Origin of the sequence: Clostridium aestuarii, assembly GCF_026735135.1 — a bacterium.
In the GTDB taxonomy this organism is placed as follows: Bacteria; Bacillota; Clostridia; order Clostridiales; family Clostridiaceae; genus Clostridium_H; species Clostridium_H aestuarii.
Genome location: NZ_JAPQER010000001.1, coordinates 131,466 through 152,983, shown reverse-complemented (window position 1 = coordinate 152,983; position 21,518 = coordinate 131,466). Strand labels below are relative to the sequence as shown.

Here is a 21,518-nt window from a genome sequence, read left to right as displayed (position 1 = left end):
CCATAAAAATATATTAGATTATTAGGAGGAGAATAATATGAAAATAAGTTTCTTTTATAAGCTTAAAAATGGTAAAACCATCAGTAATGAAAGTACTTGTGGCGAAGGATTAGATAGAAATGCAAATACAATAAAAGAAATTGCAAAACATATAGAGAAACAATGTGAAGAATATAAAGATGAAATAGATTTTAGTAAAGACAATGAAAAAATAGAAAAACTTTTAAAAGCGTTTAGAGAAGAACTTAAAAATAAGGATTTAATATTATAAATTAAGAATAGGTTATTCATAAATACTTGATTGATTAATTTGAACAATTTTATGTACTCTATTGTTTTTTATATAAAGCTGTTTAAAAGAGATTGGATTATAAACCAATCTCTTTTAAAAATTCTCCTACTAATTTATCGTATTCTTTTTTATTTTTCAAGTAAGCTTCTGCGTGATCAGCATTTGGTGAAATATATAGTTTCTTTGGTCCAGTTTTTATTGTATACATATCTATACTCATTTCTTTAGGAATATAGTTATCGTTTTCTCCATGAATAAAAAAGATAGGGGTGTTATTGTTGTTAATAGATTTTATAGGTGAAACGTCTTTAAAAGACATACCAGTTCTTATTTTACTGAATAAACTTGCTATAGGAATTATAGGACAACAAAGGAATTTATACTCTTCTTTTAATCTAAATTTTAAAATCTCAGTTAAATCGCTAAAAGGACAATCTGCTATATAAAAAGCTACTCTATCATCAATAGCACATGTTTGAAGAGCTGTACTGGCGCCCATTGATTCACCATGAATTCCTATAATTGCATCATGTCCTATCCTATTTAATATCCAGTCAACACAAGTTTTAAGGTCATACTTTTCATAGTATCCAAAGGTTGTATATTTACCTTCACTTTTTCCGTGATTTCTATGATCATAAATAAGTATGTTAAAGTCTCGTTTTAAAAATATGTTCATATATTTTATGGAAGTATTAAGGTTACAGGTTATTCCGTGAGAGAAAATAATAACTTTTTTAGAAGAATTATTGGGAAAAAATATAGCATTAAGAGTATATCCATAAGGTGATTTTATTTTTAAAATCTCATTTTGTAATTTTTCAAAGTTTTCTTTTATTATTTTACCTGTTTTTATTTCTTTAGTGTAAGTTGAATCATAGTCTCTTATTTTAGGGTTTATAACTAGGTTTGAAAAATAAAAGCCTATAAATATAAGTAATAATGATGAAATTATAAGTAATGTAATAATTATGTGCATAATTTTTGTCCCCCAAGATTTTTTATAGAATAAAAAGCTTATTGATTATAAATTGAGGAATTTGCATAATTTCCTCAATTACTAATATATCAAAGTTTAAACTTTGATAATCATAGATATCAAAATACATTTTATAATTAATATTATATATTCTTACAGGCAATATTTTCAATTAAAATACTGTTTTTTTATGTTTGATTCTATACAACGTTTACACAAGCAAAAACTGAATGTTTTAATAGATTTTATATGAAATATATGATAAGATTATGCCTTGTGACATGATAAAAAGAGGAGGACATTTATGATATTTAAACAAAAAAATAATGAAAAAATTAATGTAAAAGATGAAGTGTTATCGGGACTTACAGTAGCATTGGCGTTAGTGCCTGAAGCTGTAGCTTTTGCATTTGTAGCAGGGGTTCAGCCGCTGGTGGGGTTATATGCCGCATTTATAGTAGGATTTATAACTTCAATTTTAGGAGGAAGACCAGGAATGATTTCTGGAGCTACAGGTGGATTAGCTGTTGTTATGGTAGAACTCGTAGCTAAATATGGTGTGGAATATTTATTTGCAGCAGTAGTTGTAATGGGAATTATTCAAATTATAATAGGATTGTTAAAATTAGGTAAGTTTGTAAGATTGATACCGCATCCAGTAATGTTGGGATTTGTAAATGGACTTGCTATTGTTATTTTTATAGCTCAGTTGAATCAATTTAAAATTCCATCAGACAATGGAACAATGAAGTGGATGACAGGTTCACAATTATGGATAATGTTAGGAATGGTATTATTAACTATGGCAATTAGTTATTTTATGCCTAAATTAACTAAGGCTGTACCAGCACCGTTAGTAGCAATAGTAGTAGTATCTTTGTTAGTGAATGGATTAGGAATAGATACAAGAACAGTTGGGGATATAGCTAGTGTTGGTGGCGGATTACCACAATTTCATATGCCCCAAATCCCTGTAAGCTTACAAACTTTAAAAATAGTATTACCGTATTCTATAATTTTTGCAGCAGTAGGATTAATTGAATCACTTATGACTTTAACTCTTGTAGATGAAATTACAGATACAAGAGGAAGAGGAAATAAAGAATGTATTGGACAGGGAATTGCCAATTTTATAACTGGATTTTTTGGTGGAATGGGTGGTTGTGCAATGATTGGACAAAGCATGATAAACATTAATTCTGGTGGACGGAAAAGATTATCAGGATTATCTGCATCATTATTTTTATTGGGATTCGTATTATTCGGATCAAAGTTAATTGAAAAAATACCTTTAGCAGCATTAGTTGGGGTAATGTTTATGGTTGTTATAGCAACTTTTGAGTGGGCAAGCTTTAGAATTATGCGTAATATCCCAGTAAGTGATGCTTTTGTTATCGTATTGGTTTCTGTAGTTACAGTATTTACAGATTTAGCTATTGCAGTAGCAACAGGTGTAATAGTTTCAGCACTTGTATTTGCATGGAAAAAAGGAAAGAAAATAGATGTTAATTCTTTTGTAGATGAAAATGGAGTTAAAGTATATGAGATAAGAGGAGCAGTGTTCTTTGGTTCTGCTCGTAACTTTATTGAAGCGTTTGATATAAAGAATGATACTAAAGAGGTTATAATAGACTTTAAGCATGCGAGAGTTTTTGATCATTCAGGTATAGAGAGTATAAATTCATTAACAGAAAAATATAAGAATTCAGGTAAAAAACTTCATTTAAGACATCTAAGCACAGAGTGTTATCAATTAATAAAGGATTCAGAGAAAATATTGGAAGTTAATATAATTAAAGATCCAAAATATCATGTAGCTGTTAATGATTTGGCATAAAAAGAAGAGTAGTCTATATTAAATAGGCTGCTCTCTTTTTAGGTGTGTGCATAAAATTTTGGCATTTTAATTTTTTTAATTAAATTTAAAAAAAACTAAAATTCAACTTAAGAGTTGTAAATTATCCACGAATATATTAAATATAGATATATTTAAAATTAAAAGAAGTTAATAAAAGGGGATGTCGGATAATAAAAGTATCTACAGGAAGAGGTATGGACTAATGAAAAATAAATTTAATGATTTAAAAATTAGTGTAAAAATAAGAGCAGGTTTTTTACTTATAATAATTTTTATGTTGATATTAGGAGGAACAGCGTATTTAGTTACAACTAATATTGTTAATAAAAAGATACCTTTGCTTTTAGAAAATAATAATATTTATCAATTTGCATTAGAAATGAGAAAAAATGAAAAAGATTTTATGTTGAGAGAACAAACTAATATAGAGTTTTTTAAAGCAGGAAAAAGTAGCTATATTGATACGCTTGAAGTGAATTTTAAAAGTTTGATAGATAAAATTGAATTGGTAAAGAATTACGAAGAAACACAGAAAAATGTTCAAATTATAAAAAAAATGGATGAATTAAAAAATCTAACACAACAATATCATGATTCTTTTTTAAAAGTAGTTGACAAATTAAAAGTTAGAGGGTTTAAAGACTATGGTTTGGTTGGAGAATTAAGAAATTCTGTTCATGAAGTTGAAGACAGTATAGAAAAATTACCACAAAATCAGCAATTAGAAATTTTAATGTTACAAGCTAGACGAGCAGAAAAGGATTATCTTTTAAGAAAAGATATAAAGTATGTTGAAAAATTAGAAGAAATAGTTGGAAAATTTAAAAATCTATTAAATAGTTCTAGCTATGATGAAAAAACCAAATCAAATTTAAATTCGTTAATGGATAACTATGAAAATAAATTTAAACAAGTAGTTAGTGTAGATAAAGAAATTGGGCTAAAGTCTACAGAAGGCTTGATGGGTGAATATAGAAATATAGTTCATAAAATTCAGCCTTTAGTTGAAGAAATGCATATAAATAATATAAAATTAATAAATACTACAGCATCAAAATCCGTAATTATAATTGTTTTAGTGATTATAATAACGATTATAATATCAGTATTATTAGGTATATATATTTCAATTTTAATAACGAAGCCAATAAATAAAACTAATGCCATGTTAAAGGATATTTCTGAAGGAGAAGGAAATTTAACACAAAGATTGAAAGTTGACTCTAAAGATGAAATGGGAACTCTTTCGAAATGGTTTAATGTATTTATTGAAAAAATGCAGCAGCTTATAGGACATGTGAAAGATGATGCTTATATTTTGTCTAAGTCATCAGAAGAATTATCATTAGTAATAGAACAGTCGAATAAAGGCGCAGAAAGTATTGCTAGAGAAATAAATACGGTATCTAGTGGATTACAAAATAATGCTAGTATGGTTGAAGAAACAGCTGCTGGTATTCAAGAAATGACCAATAATTCAGAAATAATTTCTAAAGAATCAGAAAATACAGTTGAAACAAGTAAAAATATTTTAGATGCAGCTAGTATAGGAGTAGAAAATATAAAAGAAGTTGTTCAATCTAATATTAAGGTTAAAGAATCCACAGAAAATGTATATGATTCTATAAAAAAACTTAAAATTTCATCAGAGAATATAGGTGAAATAGTTTCAATGATAACATCAATTGCAGATCAAACTAATATGCTAGCATTAAATGCATCCATTGAAGCTGCTAGAGCTGGAGAGCAGGGAAAAGGATTTGCAGTTGTTGCGGATGAAGTAAAAAAACTAGCAGAAGAAAGCAAAGGGGCTGCCTCTAAGATTAGCTTGTTAATATCTGAAATTCGGGAAAAAGCAAATAATGCTGATTCATCAATAATAGAAGGTCAAGAATTAGCAAAAGCAAGTGTTGAAAAGGCAAATGATACAAATACTCAATTTGATAATATATTAAAATTAGTACAAGAAGTAAATGGAAAAATTCGAATGATATCTGAATCATCAAAAAGGCAATTTGAAATTGCTGAAGAAATGACAAAAGCAATGGACGAAATATCTACAACTACTCAAGATAATGCATTGTCAGTAGAACAAATAAATGCAGCTGTAGAAGAACAAGTTAGTTCTTTTGAAGAAATAGGTGCAAGTGTAAATGAATTAGATAACTTAGCTTCAAAATTGAAACAACAAACAGATAAATTTAAAACTGATGAAGTTGAAAGATAATTTAGAAAACTTTTAAAAAAAGTATTGAAAAAACATTATAGTTTATGATATAATTTAGTTGTAAACGATACACATAAAAAACAATAAAATAGAATACAAATTTTGCGTGTTACTGATACGATCAGGCATGAGCAAAAGTTAGTTAAAATAGAAGTATAGTATGTTTTATACTGTATATCTACTTTAGTTAACCTTGCTCATGCCTTTTTAGGTTATGAAAATTAATTTAGAAATCCATTTCTAAGCAATTTTATGTTAGTAATATGTAAAAAAATTAAAGGAAAGAAAGGAGAAAAAATTATGAAAAAAATTTTTGGTGTTTTACAACAAGTAGGTAAAGCGTTAATGTTACCAGTGGCATTATTACCAGCAGCAGGGTTATTGTTTGCATTTGGTACTATGTTTCAACAAGAACAATTTTTAAATTTAGTTCCAGCATTAAATGTTAGTTGGTTTCAACAATTTGCTAATGTTATGGCGGAGTCTGGAGGTATTATTTTTGCTAACCTTGCATTAATATTTGCTGTAGGTGTTGCAGTAGGTTTAGCTGATGGAGATGGTGTTGCAGGACTTGCAGCAATCGTAGGATTTTTAATTATGAACAAAACAATGGCAATATTTGCACATGTTCCAGATAATATAGACAAAATGCCACAATACGCAAATGTCTTAGGAATTAATACATTACAAACGGGTGTGTTTGGCGGTATTATTATTGGTATTGTAGCAGCGCAATTATATAAAAAATATTATAATATTGAATTACCATCATATTTAGGATTCTTTGCAGGAAAGAGATTTGTACCAATTATCACATCAGTATTTGCGTTAGCATTAGGAATTATTATGATATTTGTATGGCCTCCTATTCAAAATGGACTAAATGCATTTTCACATAGTATGATAGATTCTAATCAAACAGCAGCAGCATTTATATTTGGAGTAATAGAACGTTCATTAATACCATTTGGGTTACATCATATTTTCTATAATCCATTCTGGTTCCAATTTGGTGATTATGTAAATAGTGCAGGAAACCTTGTACATGGAGATAACTTGATATGGTTTGCTCAGTTTAAAGATAATGTACCATTTACAGCAGGTACGTTTATGACTGGTAAATTCCCGTTCATGATGTTTGGATTACCAGCAGCAGCACTTGCAATGTATCAGGAAGCAAGACCTGAAAAGAAAACTTTAGCAGCTGGTATTTTAGCATCTGCGGCTTTAACTTCTTTCTTAACAGGTATTACAGAACCAATTGAGTTCTCATTCTTATTTGTTGCACCAGTATTATTTGGAATTCATTGTATATTTGCTGGATTTTCATTTATGTTGATGCAGATATTAAATGTTAAGATAGGTATGACATTCTCAGGTGGTGTTATCGATTATCTTCTATTTGGTGTGATACCAAATCGTACATCATGGTGGTTAGTAATTGTTGTAGGATTAGGATTCTCAGTAATTTACTACTTTGGATTTAGATTTGCTATTAGAAAATGGAATCTTATGACTCCAGGTCGTGAAAAGGATGTTGAAGGTTCAGCAACAATTAACGTAAAAGGTGCAGAACTTGCAGCAGGTATATTAAAAGAACTAGGCGGAAAAGAAAATATAAGTAAGTTAGATGCTTGTATAACTCGTCTTCGTGTAAGTGTAAATGATATTGAAAATGTTAATAAACAAGGACTTAAGAACTTAGGAGCTTCAGGTGTCTTGGAAATTGGTAACAATATACAAGCTATCTTTGGACCAAAGTCAGATCAATTAAAGGGTCAAATTAAGGATATAATGTCTGGAAAAGTTGTAGTAGAAAAAGAAGTTGCAGTAAGTGTAGAACCAAATAAACAATCTGTAGTTGTAAACGATGATACATTTGTAGCTCCATTAGATGGAAAAATAGTAGATTTAAAAGATGTTCCAGATGAAGTTTTTTCTAAAAAAATAATGGGTGATGGTTTTGCAATTGAACCTAAAAATGGAGAAATAGTATCACCTGTAAATGGAACTGTAACAACTATTTTACCATCAAAACATGCTGTAGGATTAACAGCTAATAATGGGCAAGAAATATTAGTTCATTTTGGTATCGATACTGTAGCTCTTGAGGGTGAAGGGTTTGAAGCACTTGTTAAACAAGGAGATGTTGTAAAAGCAGGACAATTGTTAATTCGTGCGGATTTAGAACAAATAAAAGGTAAAGTACCATCTGTTGTTACTCCAGTTGTATTTACAAACTTAGAAGAAGGAAAAAGTGTATCTGTTAAAATTGGACTAACAGTAAAACGTGGTCAAAATAATATTGTAACTATCAAATAAGTTAATAAAAGAAGTTTCAAAAAGCTGTTGACGAATTGTCAGCAGCTTTTTGATATGTTGTTTTTATGAGTTTTACTATTCTTATTTACAACTTCATTTATAATTATTTAAAATATTTTAAAGTAAATTGATTTTTTTACTGGTTTGTTACACATCTATCTATCATTTAATGTAATATTAACATGAAAACTATTACTGACTTGAGGAGGAAAAAATGAAAACTGGAGCAATATCAATTATTTTAGGCATATGCAGTATTTTATATTTTATAGCTATGTTTATATTTGGTGGAAAGATTATTAGCTTTTCTGAATTTTGGATAATACTTGGAGTATTATTGATAATTTTAGGAACAGACAGATGTTCGGGTAAAAAAACAATATGCAATAAATTTTCAAAAAATGTGAAAAAAATATTAAAAATATCAATAGCGATTATACTAATGTTTTTTATTAGTGTGGAAGGACTGCTTATATATTCAGGTACTATCTATGATAAAGCAAAAAGTGATTATTTGGTTGTTTTAGGGGCGGGGTTAAAAGGAGAGAGAATGTCTCAAGCTTTATATGCTAGAATGATAAAAAGCTTAGAATATATAAAAGAAAATCCAGATACTATGATAGTGGTTTCTGGTGGACAGGGACCTGGTGAATATATATCAGAAGCTGAGGCTATGGAAAGATTTTTAGTTAGAAATGATATCGATAAAGAAAAAATAATAAAAGAGGATAAATCTAGAAGTACATATGAAAATTTAAAGTTTACAAAAGAAAAACTTCAAAAGCTTAATGGAAATAAAAAAGTAAGTATAACAATAATTACTAATAATTTTCATGTATATAGGGCAAAGATGTTAGCGAAAAGACAGGGGTTTAAAGCTTATGGTATGCCAGCATCACTTCATCCTCTTATAACTCCTAATTATTATGTAAGAGAATTTTTAGCTATTATAAAATCATATTTTTTTGACAGATAAAATAAATAAAACAAAGCTTATAAGAATTATAATTTAGTGCATACTAAACTATAAATAACTCTAGGCTGGTGATAAGAATATGATATTAGATAGTTATGATGTAAACAAAATTAATGGATTCCTAATAGATAATACTAAACCATATTTAGTTATGGTTTCTGGAAATGTTGAGCATAGAGAAACTGGAGATAAAGAGAATTTAGATGTAGGTTTCATAAGTGATAAACACTATAATGTATTTGAAACATTTATGTTGTCACAAGAATTAGGAGAAATACTTCATGTGGATGTACAGGTAGTTGATTTAGAAAAATGTACAGAAGAATATAAGAAGGAAATGAAAGAGAATGGGAAAATAATATATTGTAGTAATTAATAAAATTACATAATTCCAAGAGCATATTTTACATGCAAGTTTTCTTGTTTACTACTTCGAAAATTTCTGTTTTAAGAGTTATAATAAGCTTAAAATATAGTGAAAGAGAAATTTTAAGGTGATGTTCACAATAAAACTTGCATTTCGCATTTACAATTTTTAATTATGCAATTTATTTAAATAAATTATTATTAAGAATATTGAAGATATCTAGTAATGCAATATTTGTAATTAAATCATTATATTGAATTAATAGTATGTTATTGGTACAATTGTATTTGGACAAGTTTAACTTAAGGGAAGGAGTAATATTATGAGTTTACCTTTAGAAGGAATAAAAATATTAGATTTATCTAGATATCTTCCAGGTCCGCTTTGTACTCAAATACTTGCAGATTTTGGAGCAGAAATTATTAAAGTTGAGCAGCCTAAAACTGGAGAATTAGGAAGGCAACTTGGACCATTTATTAATGAAGAAAGCTCACGTTTTTATACAGTTAATCGTAATAAAAAAAGTATAACTTTAGATCTTAAAAAACAAGAAGGCAAAGAAATATTTAAAAAAATAGTTACTAAATTTGATGTGGTAGTTGATCAATTCAGACCAGGTGTTATGGAGAGAATGGGATTAGGTTATGATACATTAAAGAAAATAAATGAAGGATTAATTTATTGTTCATTGACTGGTTATGGACTTGATGGACCGTTAAGAGATGCTGCTGGTCATGATTTGAACTATTTGAGCTTAGCTGGAGTTACAGAACAAATAGGAAATTGTAAAGGAAAGCCATCAATAAGTGGAGTACAAATTGCTGATACTGCGGCTGGTTCTTTATATTCTGTTATTGCTATTCTGTTAGCTTTGGCTAGTAGACAAAAGACAGGTAAAGGACAGTTGTGTGATGTGGCAATGCTTGACGGTTCTATTACTCTTTTGGCTTATGCTTTAGGAGAATGGTCTGGCAGTAAAGTGCTTCCAGAAAGAGGCAATGAAACTCTAACAGGCGGATATGCATGTTATCATATTTATGAAACTAAAGATGAGAAATATGTAAGTTTAGGAGCTGTAGAAGGAAAGTTTTGGGCTGAATTTTGTGAACGTTTAGACAAAAATGAATATATTAAACTTCAATGGAATAAAGAAAAACAAGAGGACATTATTGAAGATATTAGTTCTATATTGAAAGAAAAAACTAGAGAAGAATGGGTTGAGTTTTTCTCAACCAGCAATATATGTTTTACTCCAGTTCTTAATATGGAAGAAATGAGTAATCATCCTCAAGTTGTTGCTAGAAATATGATTACAAAGCTTGGTAATTTTAAAGGGTCTGGTAAGGAACTTGTTTTAACAGGTGTTCCTATAAAGTTATCTGATACTCCAGGAGAAGCAAAACATATTTTTCCTGAAATAGGTGAACATACTGAACAGCTTCTAAATAGTATTGGATATTCCAAAAACGAAATAGATGAGTTGCGTAAAAATTCAATTATATAAGGACATGCTTATTATGTCTTCAATTATCAAAATGGTAATTATATATAATAAGAGATTTAATATAAGTTTTAAAATATAAGCAACTAAAAGCGTTATCAGAATGATGAAAAACATCATTCTGATAACGCTTTTTTAAAATCCTTTTAAATATATATAAGAGGAATGACATAAATAATGCTATAAATAATATATATAGTATATACTGTCTAATTATCTCTTATTTATAATGCAAAATATAACTTAAATTGATTTTTTATGACTATAAAGAAGTAATCCCTGTGTTCCTAACAACAATAGTGATGCTTCTAACTTACTATTTTTGTATTCGGATTGATATTTATATAAGGTTATTTGAAAAATATTTATGTATATAAAGTAAGATAGAGAGGAGAGGATAGAATAAATATGATAGAAAAATTAAAGAGAAATCTTAATACTGCGCTTGGCAATGAAAAATCAGATATTGTATTGAAAAATGCTTTTATCGTAAATGTATTTACTCAGAATATAGAACAAGGTGATGTAGCTATAAATGGAGATACGATCATAGGAATAGGTGATTATAGTGGGAAAAACGAGATGGATTGTACCGGCGATTATATAGCACCAGGTTTTATAGATTCTCATGTTCATATAGAATCTTCAAAAGTTACACCAGAAATATTTTCTCATATTTTGATAAAAAAAGGAGTGACTACCTGTATAGCTGATCCTCATGAGATAGCAAATGTATTGGGAATGAGTGGATTAAATTTTATGATTGATAACAGTAAAAAAAGTGTAATTGATATATTTTATATGATGCCATCTTGTGTACCAGCGGTAGAGTTTGAGGATAATGGAGCAGTATTAAGAGCTGAAGATTTAGCATGCTTTATTAATGATGATAGAGTTTTAGGGCTTGGAGAAGTAATGGATGTGCCAGCGGTTGTGCATGGAGAAGAGAATATGTTAAATAAATTATGCTTATTTAAGAATAAGATTATAGATGGTCACTGTCCTCAAATTGATAATAAGTGGTTAAATGCGTATATGAATAGTGGAATAGTTACAGATCATGAGTGCACAATATCTGAGCAAGCTACCGAAAAGGTTAAAAAAGGTATGTATGTAATGCTTAGACAGGGTTCGGCTGCAAAAAATTTAAAAGACTTATTGCCAGCAGTAAATGATGAGAATTTTCATAGATTTTTATTTTGTACAGATGATAAAGATATAGTTGAACTAACTGAAAAAGGATCTATAGATGAATGTATAAGAATTGCTATTAAATATGGAATCAACCCTATAAAAGCCATTACTATAGCTACTCTAAATTCAGCACAATGTTATGGGCTCAAAAGAAGAGGAGCAATTGCACCAGGATATAAAGCAGACTTAGTAATTTTAAAGGATTTAAAAAATGTTACAATAAAGGATACAATGAAAAATGGAAAAATATATACTGAAGATACTATTGATTATTCTAAGTTAGATGTTAAATCCTTTATCAATATGAAATATATAGATAAGGATATTTTTAAGATAAAAGCAAAATCTAATAGTATAAATGTAATAAGAGTTATTGAAAATTCGATTGAAACGAAAAAAGAAATATGTGATGTAAGTGTTAAGGATGGGCATATTAAAAAAGTTAATGCATTAGATGTTTTGAAAATAGCAGTTTTTGAAAGACATAAAATGACAGGGAAATATTGTGTCGGATTTATACAGGGTCTAGGATTAAAAGATTGTGCTGTAGCACAAACTATAGTTCATGATTCGCATAATCTTATAGTAGTAGGAAGTAATGATAAGGATATGGAAGTGGCAGTTAATAGTATTATAAATATAGGTGGTGGAATAGCTATAGCATCAAAAGGCAAGGTTATAGAAAATTTAAGCTTACCTATAGGCGGGTTAATGACATTTAATGACCCTAAATATGTAATCGATAAATTGATAATTATGAATAATATATCTAAAGAATATGGTATTAAAGATAACTTGGATCCATTTTTAACTTTAGGATTTATGGGATTACCTGTTATACCAGAAATAAGAATTACAACCAGAGGAATATTTGATTTTACTAAAAATAAGTTTATAGATTTATTTTGCTAAAATAATAAGTTCATTTATGATGAAGCAGAAAACAAAATTCATACACCCAAAGCTGTTATGACGTTGTTTATGGGAGAAAAATAGATTTTAATTTACAGGGACTGATGATGTTAAATTATCATCAGTCTTTTAATATTTAAAATTCAAATTTATCTAGAGTGGGAACAGATACTAAATTTTCACACTATAATAAATTTTTTATATTTTTATGCAAAACCACAAATAATATAGTATAATTATATTAGTTAAATGGTAAAAAATGGATAAGCAATAAATAACTTTAAAACCATTCAAACAAAATAGGAGGAGAAAATAATGAATTGTGGGTATTTAAAAGTTAAAGTCCTTATATCAATTTTTTTGACTTTTGTATTTTTTACATTTTTTACAACGGTGGTTTTAGCAGATGATTGTAGTATGGGAAGAACGCCTGACGGAGTTTATCCTATGAATAATGAGGATGTAATAATGTGTTCAGAGGATATTTATATAGATGTACAAAATGGTAAAACTAAATGTACGTTTGAATTTAAAAACGAGGGAGAAGCTAAAGAGGTATTAATGGGATTTCCAGCTCAAGAGCTTTATGAAGGTATGGTAAAACAAGAACAAGCAATTTTTTCAAATTTTAAAACTTATATAGGTGAAAAAGAGATACCTGTGAAGTTAGAAAAAGCTACTAATGAAAAAAGAATCAATGAAAACTTTGAAGATGGATATACAAAATGGTATACATTTAAAGTTAATTTTAAAGCTAATGAAACAAAAATAATAAAGAATTCTTATGATTTTGTAAATCCAGTGAATGTAGTTGGATGGACTTATTGTGGATATATTTTAGAGACAGGAGCTTATTGGAAAGGAAATATAGGACATGCTAGAGTTTATTTTAATATGGGAGACATAAGATTTAACAATATTATAAATAACGGCATATCGAACATGGAAAGTTTTAAGTTTGATGGCAATAATTTAGTATACGAACAAGATGATTTGGAACCAGATTTTAATTTAAGTATATTATATAATAATTATTCAATAAAAAGAGAAGGATACAATGAAGCTAAAAAAGCCAGTGAAGAATATTTTAAATCTGTAGAAAATATTATTAAAAGCAAAGATAAAAATAAAATACTTCAATGTTATGAAAAAGCAGTAGATGAAAGAGAAGGAATTAAAGCACGGTATTTATTAAGTGCATTAGATGAAGAAACAGTTAAAAATGATAAACCAGAGATTGTGGATATAAATGTAAAAGACAATAAAAATATAAGTTATATTGTTAAAGATAAATTTGGTGATATATCAAAAATATGTTTACAGGTTATCGATGAAACAAATGGAGAAAAAGTGATTCTAGAGGATAATTATGATTGTAGAAATGATGGTATTTTATATGAGAATATAAGAGATATTTTGTTTGCTTTACCTGAAAAATCTAAATATAAAATAAAGGTATGGGTAGTAGATTCATTAAATCAAAAAGCAGAAAAAGAAATAGAGTATATTTCCAATTGAGAGTTGATTTATCAACTCTCAACTTTTGTATATTAAATAGAAGAGGGCCATATTATATCAATAGTACATGGAAATGGACCTCAAATTGGAAAAATATTGAGTTGTATAGAGACAGCACATAAATTTAATTCGAAGTTAAATTTATGGTCGGTTTGAAAATAATTACCATATATTGTGGATATGGAGGTATACCTATAATAGAAGAAAATAATTAATTTGCAAATATAAATATTTAATTGCTACCATATTTATGATAAAATATCATGGATAGTAAATCGTATATTAATTGAAAAGTTAGTGTAAAAATATAGGTGCCTTATAAAATAAGGTTAAAAGGGAAAACAGTGAGAAGCTGTTGCAGCCCCCGCTACTGTAATTGATGACAAAACCTTTATATACCACCGAGAGGGAAGGTTAAGGGAGTAGGAAGAATCAAGAGTCAGGAAACCTGCCTATATTTATAATGTGATACTTCGGAGGGCGGTAGAAGCATTTGAGCAAAACAATAAAAACAAATTTGTATAGTAATAAAAATGTATTATTTTGCTTAGATGTATAAAGAGACTCCTAGTGGGGTCTTTTTTTGATTTTACAATATTTGAAAAGAGGTGTAAAAATTTGAAGGTTATAAAAAAGAGTATTTGTTCTCTAGTTTTAATGATAGTTATTATTTTTTCAGGTTGTGGTGAAGTATCACAAGTAAATACTAAATCTAATAAAGATACTTCGTTACAGAAGATTGTTAATCAAGAAGAAATTAATAAGGATACAGAAAATATTTCAACTTCAAAAAAAATTAATAAAGAAGGAAACAATGCTTCAAATAAACAAGTAGAAAAAAATAAGGGTAAAGAAAATATTAAAAAAGATAATGAAGAACAAGAAAATAAAATAACTGAATACATTAAAGAAGATAGTAAGATTAAACAAAATAACAAAGATAGTGAAAAAATTAAAACTAAAGAAATTATTAAAGATAAACAAAATGATGAGAATGTCAAAGGTGAAGAAATTGCTGAAGTTCAACAAAATAATGTAAAAACAGCATTAGAGGCTAGTAGCAATAAAGAACTTAAAGTAAAAGATAATAAAGAAATTTTTACAATAATTATTTCTAAGAATGCTAAAGGTTATACAGAAAATCCAGAACAAATAATATCAAGCAAGAAAATTGAAATTAAAGATAATACAAATTTCATGACTTATTTAAAAGATAAATTTGATGTTTTAGAGAAAGGGGGATTTATATATGAAATAGAAGGAATTCATAATGTTTATCCTATACCTAAATCACAGCTTACAGAGAAACAGAAAAAGAATAAAATAATGGGAATAGATTGGTTTGTTTATTTAAATGGAGAAAAATGTAATACTGGAGCTAATGATTTATATGTAAAAAAAGGAGATATAGTAAGGGTAGATTATCATCAATGGGATAAGAGAGAATTTCAATCTAAATAGAAATTAAATAGAAATTAATAAAACTAGAGGAGGCTATTAAGTGAACAAAAAGTTAAAGAGTGCTTTAATATCTGTTTTTATTATTTTAGCAGTGATATTAGGTATAACAAAAATAAATAGTAAAACTACACAAAAAACAGTTAAAATTGAACAAAAATGTGATTCACAAGAGTCAAATACAGATAAAGATAAAGTAACTGATTTAGGTAAACAAAATAAAATCGTTCAAGGCAATGATTCTATACAGAAAATTAACATGGAGGATGTTAATAAAGAAAGTTCAGATAAACAAAAGGATGAAAAAGTAGAGCTACAAAAATATACTTCATCAGTAGATAATAAAGTACAGGATATACAAGTTAATAATATAAATAAATCAATTAAAGATAATGAAAAAACAAATAGTGATATAAATAAGAAAAATAATCAAGTTAATGAAGGTAACAATAAGAATCCAAGTAAAGAAGATACAAAAGTTATAATAACAGTAGATGAAGCAATAAAATGTGCTGTAGATAATATTAAAGCGAAAAATGAAATTGATGACTGGGATATAATTGCTTTAAAAATGGGAGGACAAGCAATTAAAGAAAGTTATTCACAGCAAAAAGCTAAAGAACTAAAAGAAAATATTGAATACTATGCGCTTACAGATTATGCTAGATCAAGCCTTACAGTTATGGCTTTAGACGGTGATGTTAAAAATTTTTATGGCAACAATTTAATAGATATTACTAAAAAATTAGTTGAAGAAAATGGGGAGCTTATTAATGGACATATATGGGGGATAATAGCTTTAGAAGCTGCAAATGCAGATTATGATAAAACAAAAGCATTAGAATATTTAGAATCTGAGCAAAAATCAGATGGTGGATTTTCAATGATTGCGGGAGCAGAAAAAAGCGATGAAAACCCAGATGTAACTGCAATGGCTGTATATTCTATGATAATGGAAGGAAAGGATAAGAACTATCCTGCAGTAAAAAAAGCATTAAATTATTTAAAGGTATCGCTTCGAAAATTAGAAAATAATTCAGAATTGCAAAATTTAGAATCTTTAACACAAATACTTACGGCAGTAGTAATTGCTGGTGATGATTTAAATAATTATAAAATAAATGGTAAAAATATTGTAGATGAAATTTTAACTTATAGATCAGAAAACGGCTGTTTTAAACATATAAAAGATGGAAATATCAATGCAATGGCTACTCAGCAAGCAGTGATAGCATTATCTATTTATAAGAATAATAAGAATCTTTTTGATGAATTAAATAAAAAGGATATAAATAAAAATAAAAAATATATAGTTATAAATAAGGATGAAACTGTATATGGAAATGATAATAAACAAGAAATAATTACAAGTGATTTTAAAATTGAAGCTAATAATGTAAAGCTTAAAAATTTAAAAATCCAAGGGGTACTGTCTATAGATGCTGGTGAAAATGGTAATGCATATATAGAAAATGTACAAGCAACTCAAATTGTTGTTTTATCTGGAGGAGAGCACAGTGTTCACTTTAACAATGTAACTACAGATAACTTAAGGGTAAATTCAAGCTATAAGGTTAGAATAGAGATAAAAGGAAAAACAGATATAAAGAAAACAGATGTTAGTTCAGATGCATTTTTAGATAATGTATCTGGAAGCTTCGGAGAAGTTGAAGTATCATCTAAAGATGATAAAGAAAAGCTTCTAGAGCTAAAAGGTAAATTTGAAAAACCAATAGTAATACATACAAAAACTTTAATTAAATCAACAAAAAACTCTGAAATATCAAAGGTCGTTGTTTCTGCAAAAAATGGTCAACAAGTAAGATTTAAAGGTAATTTTAAAGAACTAGATATTTTAGAAAAATGTAAAGTAAAGATAGAAGGAGATTCTAAGGTTGAAACTGTAGACAATAATTCACAATCAGATATAGTTATGTCTGACAATGCAAAGGTAAATAAAATAATCAATGATAATGAGGAAAATGATAATAATAAGAAAACTAACAAATTAATTGTAGAACTTAGAATTATAGGATATAAAGGTTCTATATTAAATAAAGATATTGAATTTAATTCAGGAGATACAGTTAAGGATATTCTTAAAAAAGCTTTAGATAGTGAGAAAATAAGTTACAGAATTAGTAGTGACTATGTTTCCATGATAGATGGTCAAAGACAAAGAGATAAAGGAACTTTAAGTGGGTGGCGTTATTCTGTAAATAGGAAATTTCCAAGTAAAAGTATTGGAGACTATAAAGTTAAAGAAAATGATAGTATTAAATTTATATTTGCAAAGAATCCAAATGATGATGAAGGAATTGTTGAAGAGGATGATAATAACAATAATGATAGTGGTACTTCTGGTGGAAATCATAATCATTCAGATGATGAATATGAAGATACAATTTTAAATGAGGATGATACTAAAATAGTTATAGTTAGAACAAATGGAGGAAAAGTTTTAATAGAAAATAGTAAATTGAAAAATGAAAATGTATCAATTATTTTATATGATGAATCTGGTTATATTGAATATATGAATGTTGAACAGATAAAAGAAGATGGAAAAATAGATTTTAATACATTCTTAAAAACAGGAACTTATTATGGTTATATAAATAGTTTAGTTTTAAATAAAAAAGTAGAAATTGATAAATTTAAGGTTAAACAATAATAAAAAGACATATGAGGTAGATAGAATATATGCTTATATATAAAAAAAGAAATACTTTTTTACAGGGACTGCATCCAGCTGCAGGGATAAGTTTATTACTGATTTATTTAATAGCATTTCTTGTTATTAAAAATCCAATTTATTTATTGATCATATTAGCATCATTAGTATTATTGGCTGTAATTGACGGCTGTATTTATGATTTGATGGAATATGCAAAGCTTATTTTACCATTTGTAATATTAGTAATGATTTTAAATCCTTTAATAGTTCATAATGGAAGTACAGTTTTATATAAAGGACATTTTAATATTCCAGTACTAGGAACGCTAAGAATTACTCTTGAAGCAGTTATGTATGGAATATTTAATGGGCTTAGAGTAATTTCTTTAACATTAGTTTTTGGATTTGCAAATTTAATAGTGAACCCAGATAAAAGTTTTAGTTTTTTTTCAAAGTATTTGAGAAAATCTGCACTGCTTATGAATATGACCATAAGACTTTTTCCAACTCTCGCTAAAAAATATACTCATATAACTGAAATAGAAAGATTAAGAGGAAATATAGTAATAGATAAAAACATTAAAAACAAAATAAAAAAACAGGGTAACATAGTAAATATATTATTCCTTTCTAGTATAGAAGATGCAGGAGATATGGCAGAATCAATGTATTCAAGGGGATATGGTATTGGAAAAAGAAGTGTTTATTTTAATATGTCATTATGTTTATGGGATACAGTAATTATATTAACATCAATTTTTACAGCTGTATATTTAAAATTATTTCAAATGTGGGGATTAAATAAAATGATGTTTTATCCTAGAGTAGATAATCCTATAAATAATTTAACCTTTAACGGATTGATGTTTACAGTACTTTTCTTCATACCTACAGTTGTGAATTGGGGGTGGAAGCAGTGGAAATATTAAGAGTTGCAAATTTAAGCTTTTGGTATCCTGACGAAGAAAAAACAGCTATTGAAGATATAAATTTATCAGTAAATGAAGGAGAATTTATTCTTATAGTAGGACCATCTGGCTGTGGTAAATCCACATTAGTAAGACTTTTTAATAGAGTAATTCCAGATTATTATGGTGGAAAGATTAAAGGAAAAGTGTTTTTAAAAGGTAAAAATATAAGAGGGCTTAACAAAGCAGATATAATTAAAAATGTTGGAATGGTTTATCAGCATCCTGAAAAACAAATAGTTCTTGAAGATGTAGAAAGAGAAATAGCTTTTGGACTTGAAAATCTTAATACTGAAATTAATAAAATGAAAAGAAATGTAGCTGAGGCTATGTCATTACTAGGATTGTACAAAATAAAAGACAAAACAACTACAGAAATATCAGGTGGTGAAAAACAGAGGGTAGCAATAGCATCAGTAGTATCTATGGACCCTGATATTTTGTTGTTTGATGAGCCTATATCTCAACTTGATCCTATAAGTTCTGAAGAGGTTTTAAATTCAATTAAAAAGTTAAATAGAGATATGGGAAAGACAGTAATACTAATAGAGCAGCGTCTCGATAGATGCTTTGATTTAGCTGATAGGATAATATTTATGGAGGATGGAAAAATCATTGCAGAAGGTAAACCAAATTTAATACCTAAAATAATAGATAAAAAATATTTTATGCCGAATATATCTTATATATTTAAAAAAGCTAAAAAAAATAATATACCTGTAAACGTAAAAGAAGCTAGAGAACTTATATCAGATAAAGAATTTAATATAACAAAAGAATGTAAAAAGGAATATAAGGAAAATATTATAGAGGTAAAAAAGTTAAGATTTCAGTATGAGAAAGGTCAAAAAACTCTTAACAATATAAATTTTAACTTAAAAAAAGGCGAAATTCTAGCAGTTATGGGTGAGAATGGAGCAGGAAAAAGTACCTTGTTTAAGATAATTGCAGGTGTTATTAATAGGTATAAAGGACAGATTAAAATAAAAAATCAAAATATAAAAAAGTTAGATGTAAAGCAAAGGATAAAGTTAGTAGGATATCTTTCACAAAATCCAAATGATTATTTTGGAAGAGAAAATGTTTTTGAGGAAATTGCATATACTTTAAGAAATATTGGTGAATATGAAGAAGCTAAAGTAGATAATATTATAAAGCAGTTTAATCTTGAACATTTAAAAGATAAAAATCCTAGAGACTTGAGTGGTGGTGAGAAACAGAGGGTAGCAATAGCATGTACTTTAGTTACAGAACCTGAAATTTTAATTCTTGATGAGCCTACTAGAGGAATGGATGCATCAGCAAAGGATAAGCTTGGAGAAATGATAAAGATGTTGGCTGAGCAGGGTAAAACAATAGTTCTTGTTACTCATGATTCTGATTTTGCTGCAGATTATGCTGATACTGTTATGCTCATGTTTAATGGAGAAATAACTGCATTAGGGCAAGCGGTGGACATATTATATGATTCATTATATTATTCACCACAGGTTGCAAGAGTATTTAAAAACAAATGTAAAATTATAAAATCAGAAGATGCTGTAGAGGTTTTAAAGGAGATTTAATATGAAAAAGATAATAGGGCTTTTAATCATAATAACTTATATAGTACTGGTTTTAAGTATGTCATATTTTGATTTCCAATTTGGAAGTGAAGTACAAATTTCGGCAGTGTTTTTGATATTAGCTTTTATAGTTTTATTTGAAACTAAGGAATTAAATTCAAAAACAATGGCTGTTATAGCAACAATGTCAGCATTAGGTGGAGTTATGAGGGTTCCTTTTGCAGCTATTCCAGGATTTCAACCAGTAACATTTATTTGTGCAGTATCAGGATATACATTAGGTTCAATAAATGGATTTATGGTAGGAAGCATGTGTGCTTTCATATCAAACTTTTTTTTAGGACATGGTCCATGGACACTATGGCAAATGATGGCTTGGGGACTTTGTGGTGTTTGTTTTGGAGTACTTAGGAAAGTAATAAAGAAAACAGGAATAAAAGGATTTATAATATGTTGCGGTATTTGGGGATATATATATGGAATAATACTAGATCAATGGTATATTGTAGAATTTATTAGACCAATAACTATAAAAGCAATAATATCAGGAATTGTATTAAGTTTTCCCCAAGATACAATACACGCAATTGGAAATGTTATTTTTGCAGTTTTTTTTGGACGTAGTTTTATAAAGGTTTTAGAAAGATATAATAAGAAAAACAAAATTGAATATATAGATGATGAATTTATAAAAATATGAGGAG

15 protein-coding genes and 1 riboswitch are annotated in these 21,518 nt (G+C 27.8%); of the genes, 14 read left to right on the top strand and 1 reads right to left on the bottom strand.

The window, feature by feature from the left end; translation table 11 throughout:
- Positions 1-37: 37 nt before the first annotated feature.
- Complete coding sequence (locus OW763_RS00625; protein WP_268039124.1) at positions 38-271, top strand: hypothetical protein; 234 nt, start codon at positions 38-40, stop codon at positions 269-271.
- 97 nt (positions 272-368) lie between these two features.
- On the opposite strand, the gene OW763_RS00620 is transcribed toward OW763_RS00625, so the two are convergent.
- On the bottom strand, positions 369-1,271 hold the full coding sequence (locus OW763_RS00620; RefSeq protein WP_268039123.1) for an alpha/beta hydrolase: 903 nt from the start codon (positions 1,269-1,271) through the stop codon (positions 369-371).
- Between the two features lie 304 nt (positions 1,272-1,575).
- Between OW763_RS00620 and OW763_RS00615 the strand changes: the two genes are divergently transcribed.
- The 13 genes from OW763_RS00615 to OW763_RS00555 all read left to right on the top strand — a co-directional run bounded on the left by OW763_RS00615 (position 1,576) and on the right by OW763_RS00555 (position 21,514).
- Positions 1,576-3,108 carry a SulP family inorganic anion transporter gene (locus tag OW763_RS00615; protein ID WP_268039122.1) on the top strand — a complete coding sequence of 511 codons (1,533 nt, stop codon included), beginning with the start codon at positions 1,576-1,578 and terminating at the stop codon, positions 3,106-3,108.
- Positions 3,109-3,331: 223 nt separating this feature from the next.
- Positions 3,332-5,356, top strand: a complete 2,025-nt coding sequence (locus OW763_RS00610) for a methyl-accepting chemotaxis protein (protein ID WP_268039121.1) — start codon at positions 3,332-3,334, stop codon at positions 5,354-5,356.
- A gap of 297 nt (positions 5,357-5,653) precedes the next feature.
- Positions 5,654-7,678 (top strand): glucose-specific PTS transporter subunit IIBC, encoded by a 2,025-nt coding sequence (gene ptsG / locus OW763_RS00605; RefSeq protein ID WP_268039798.1) that lies wholly within the window; start codon positions 5,654-5,656, stop codon positions 7,676-7,678.
- Positions 7,679-7,892: 214 nt separating this feature from the next.
- Positions 7,893-8,654 (top strand): YdcF family protein, encoded by a 762-nt coding sequence (locus OW763_RS00600; protein ID WP_268039120.1) that lies wholly within the window; start codon positions 7,893-7,895, stop codon positions 8,652-8,654.
- A gap of 79 nt (positions 8,655-8,733) precedes the next feature.
- On the top strand, positions 8,734-9,030 hold the full coding sequence (locus OW763_RS00595; protein ID WP_268039119.1) for a nucleotidyltransferase domain-containing protein: 297 nt from the start codon (positions 8,734-8,736) through the stop codon (positions 9,028-9,030).
- 313 nt (positions 9,031-9,343) lie between these two features.
- The gene (locus OW763_RS00590; RefSeq protein ID WP_268039118.1) at positions 9,344-10,525 is read left to right on the top strand and encodes a CaiB/BaiF CoA transferase family protein; all 1,182 of its coding nucleotides are present in this window, start codon (positions 9,344-9,346) and stop codon (positions 10,523-10,525) included.
- Between the two features lie 405 nt (positions 10,526-10,930).
- Positions 10,931-12,628, top strand: coding sequence for an adenine deaminase (ade, locus tag OW763_RS00585; protein WP_268039117.1), 1,698 nt, complete (start codon positions 10,931-10,933; stop codon positions 12,626-12,628).
- Positions 12,629-12,943: 315 nt separating this feature from the next.
- Entirely contained in the window at positions 12,944-14,146 is a 1,203-nt protein-coding gene (locus tag OW763_RS00580) for a hypothetical protein (protein ID WP_268039116.1), read from the top strand.
- Positions 14,147-14,438: 292 nt separating this feature from the next.
- Positions 14,439-14,616: riboswitch (cobalamin riboswitch) on the top strand.
- 148 nt (positions 14,617-14,764) lie between these two features.
- A complete protein-coding gene (locus OW763_RS00575; RefSeq protein WP_268039115.1) occupies positions 14,765-15,607 on the top strand; it encodes a DUF4430 domain-containing protein in 843 nt (280 codons plus the stop codon).
- Positions 15,608-15,647: 40 nt separating this feature from the next.
- Positions 15,648-18,278 (top strand): DUF4430 domain-containing protein, encoded by a 2,631-nt coding sequence (locus OW763_RS16875; protein ID WP_268039114.1) that lies wholly within the window; start codon positions 15,648-15,650, stop codon positions 18,276-18,278.
- A gap of 29 nt (positions 18,279-18,307) precedes the next feature.
- Positions 18,308-19,210 (top strand): energy-coupling factor transporter transmembrane component T, encoded by a 903-nt coding sequence (locus tag OW763_RS00565; RefSeq protein WP_268039113.1) that lies wholly within the window; start codon positions 18,308-18,310, stop codon positions 19,208-19,210.
- Entirely contained in the window at positions 19,198-20,814 is a 1,617-nt protein-coding gene (locus tag OW763_RS00560) for an ABC transporter ATP-binding protein (protein WP_268039112.1), read from the top strand. Before OW763_RS00565 ends, OW763_RS00560 begins: the two co-directional genes overlap by 13 nt.
- A 1-nt stretch (position 20,815) precedes the next feature.
- Complete coding sequence (locus OW763_RS00555; protein ID WP_268039111.1) at positions 20,816-21,514, top strand: ECF transporter S component; 699 nt, start codon at positions 20,816-20,818, stop codon at positions 21,512-21,514.
- The last annotated feature ends 4 nt before the right edge of the window (positions 21,515-21,518 follow it).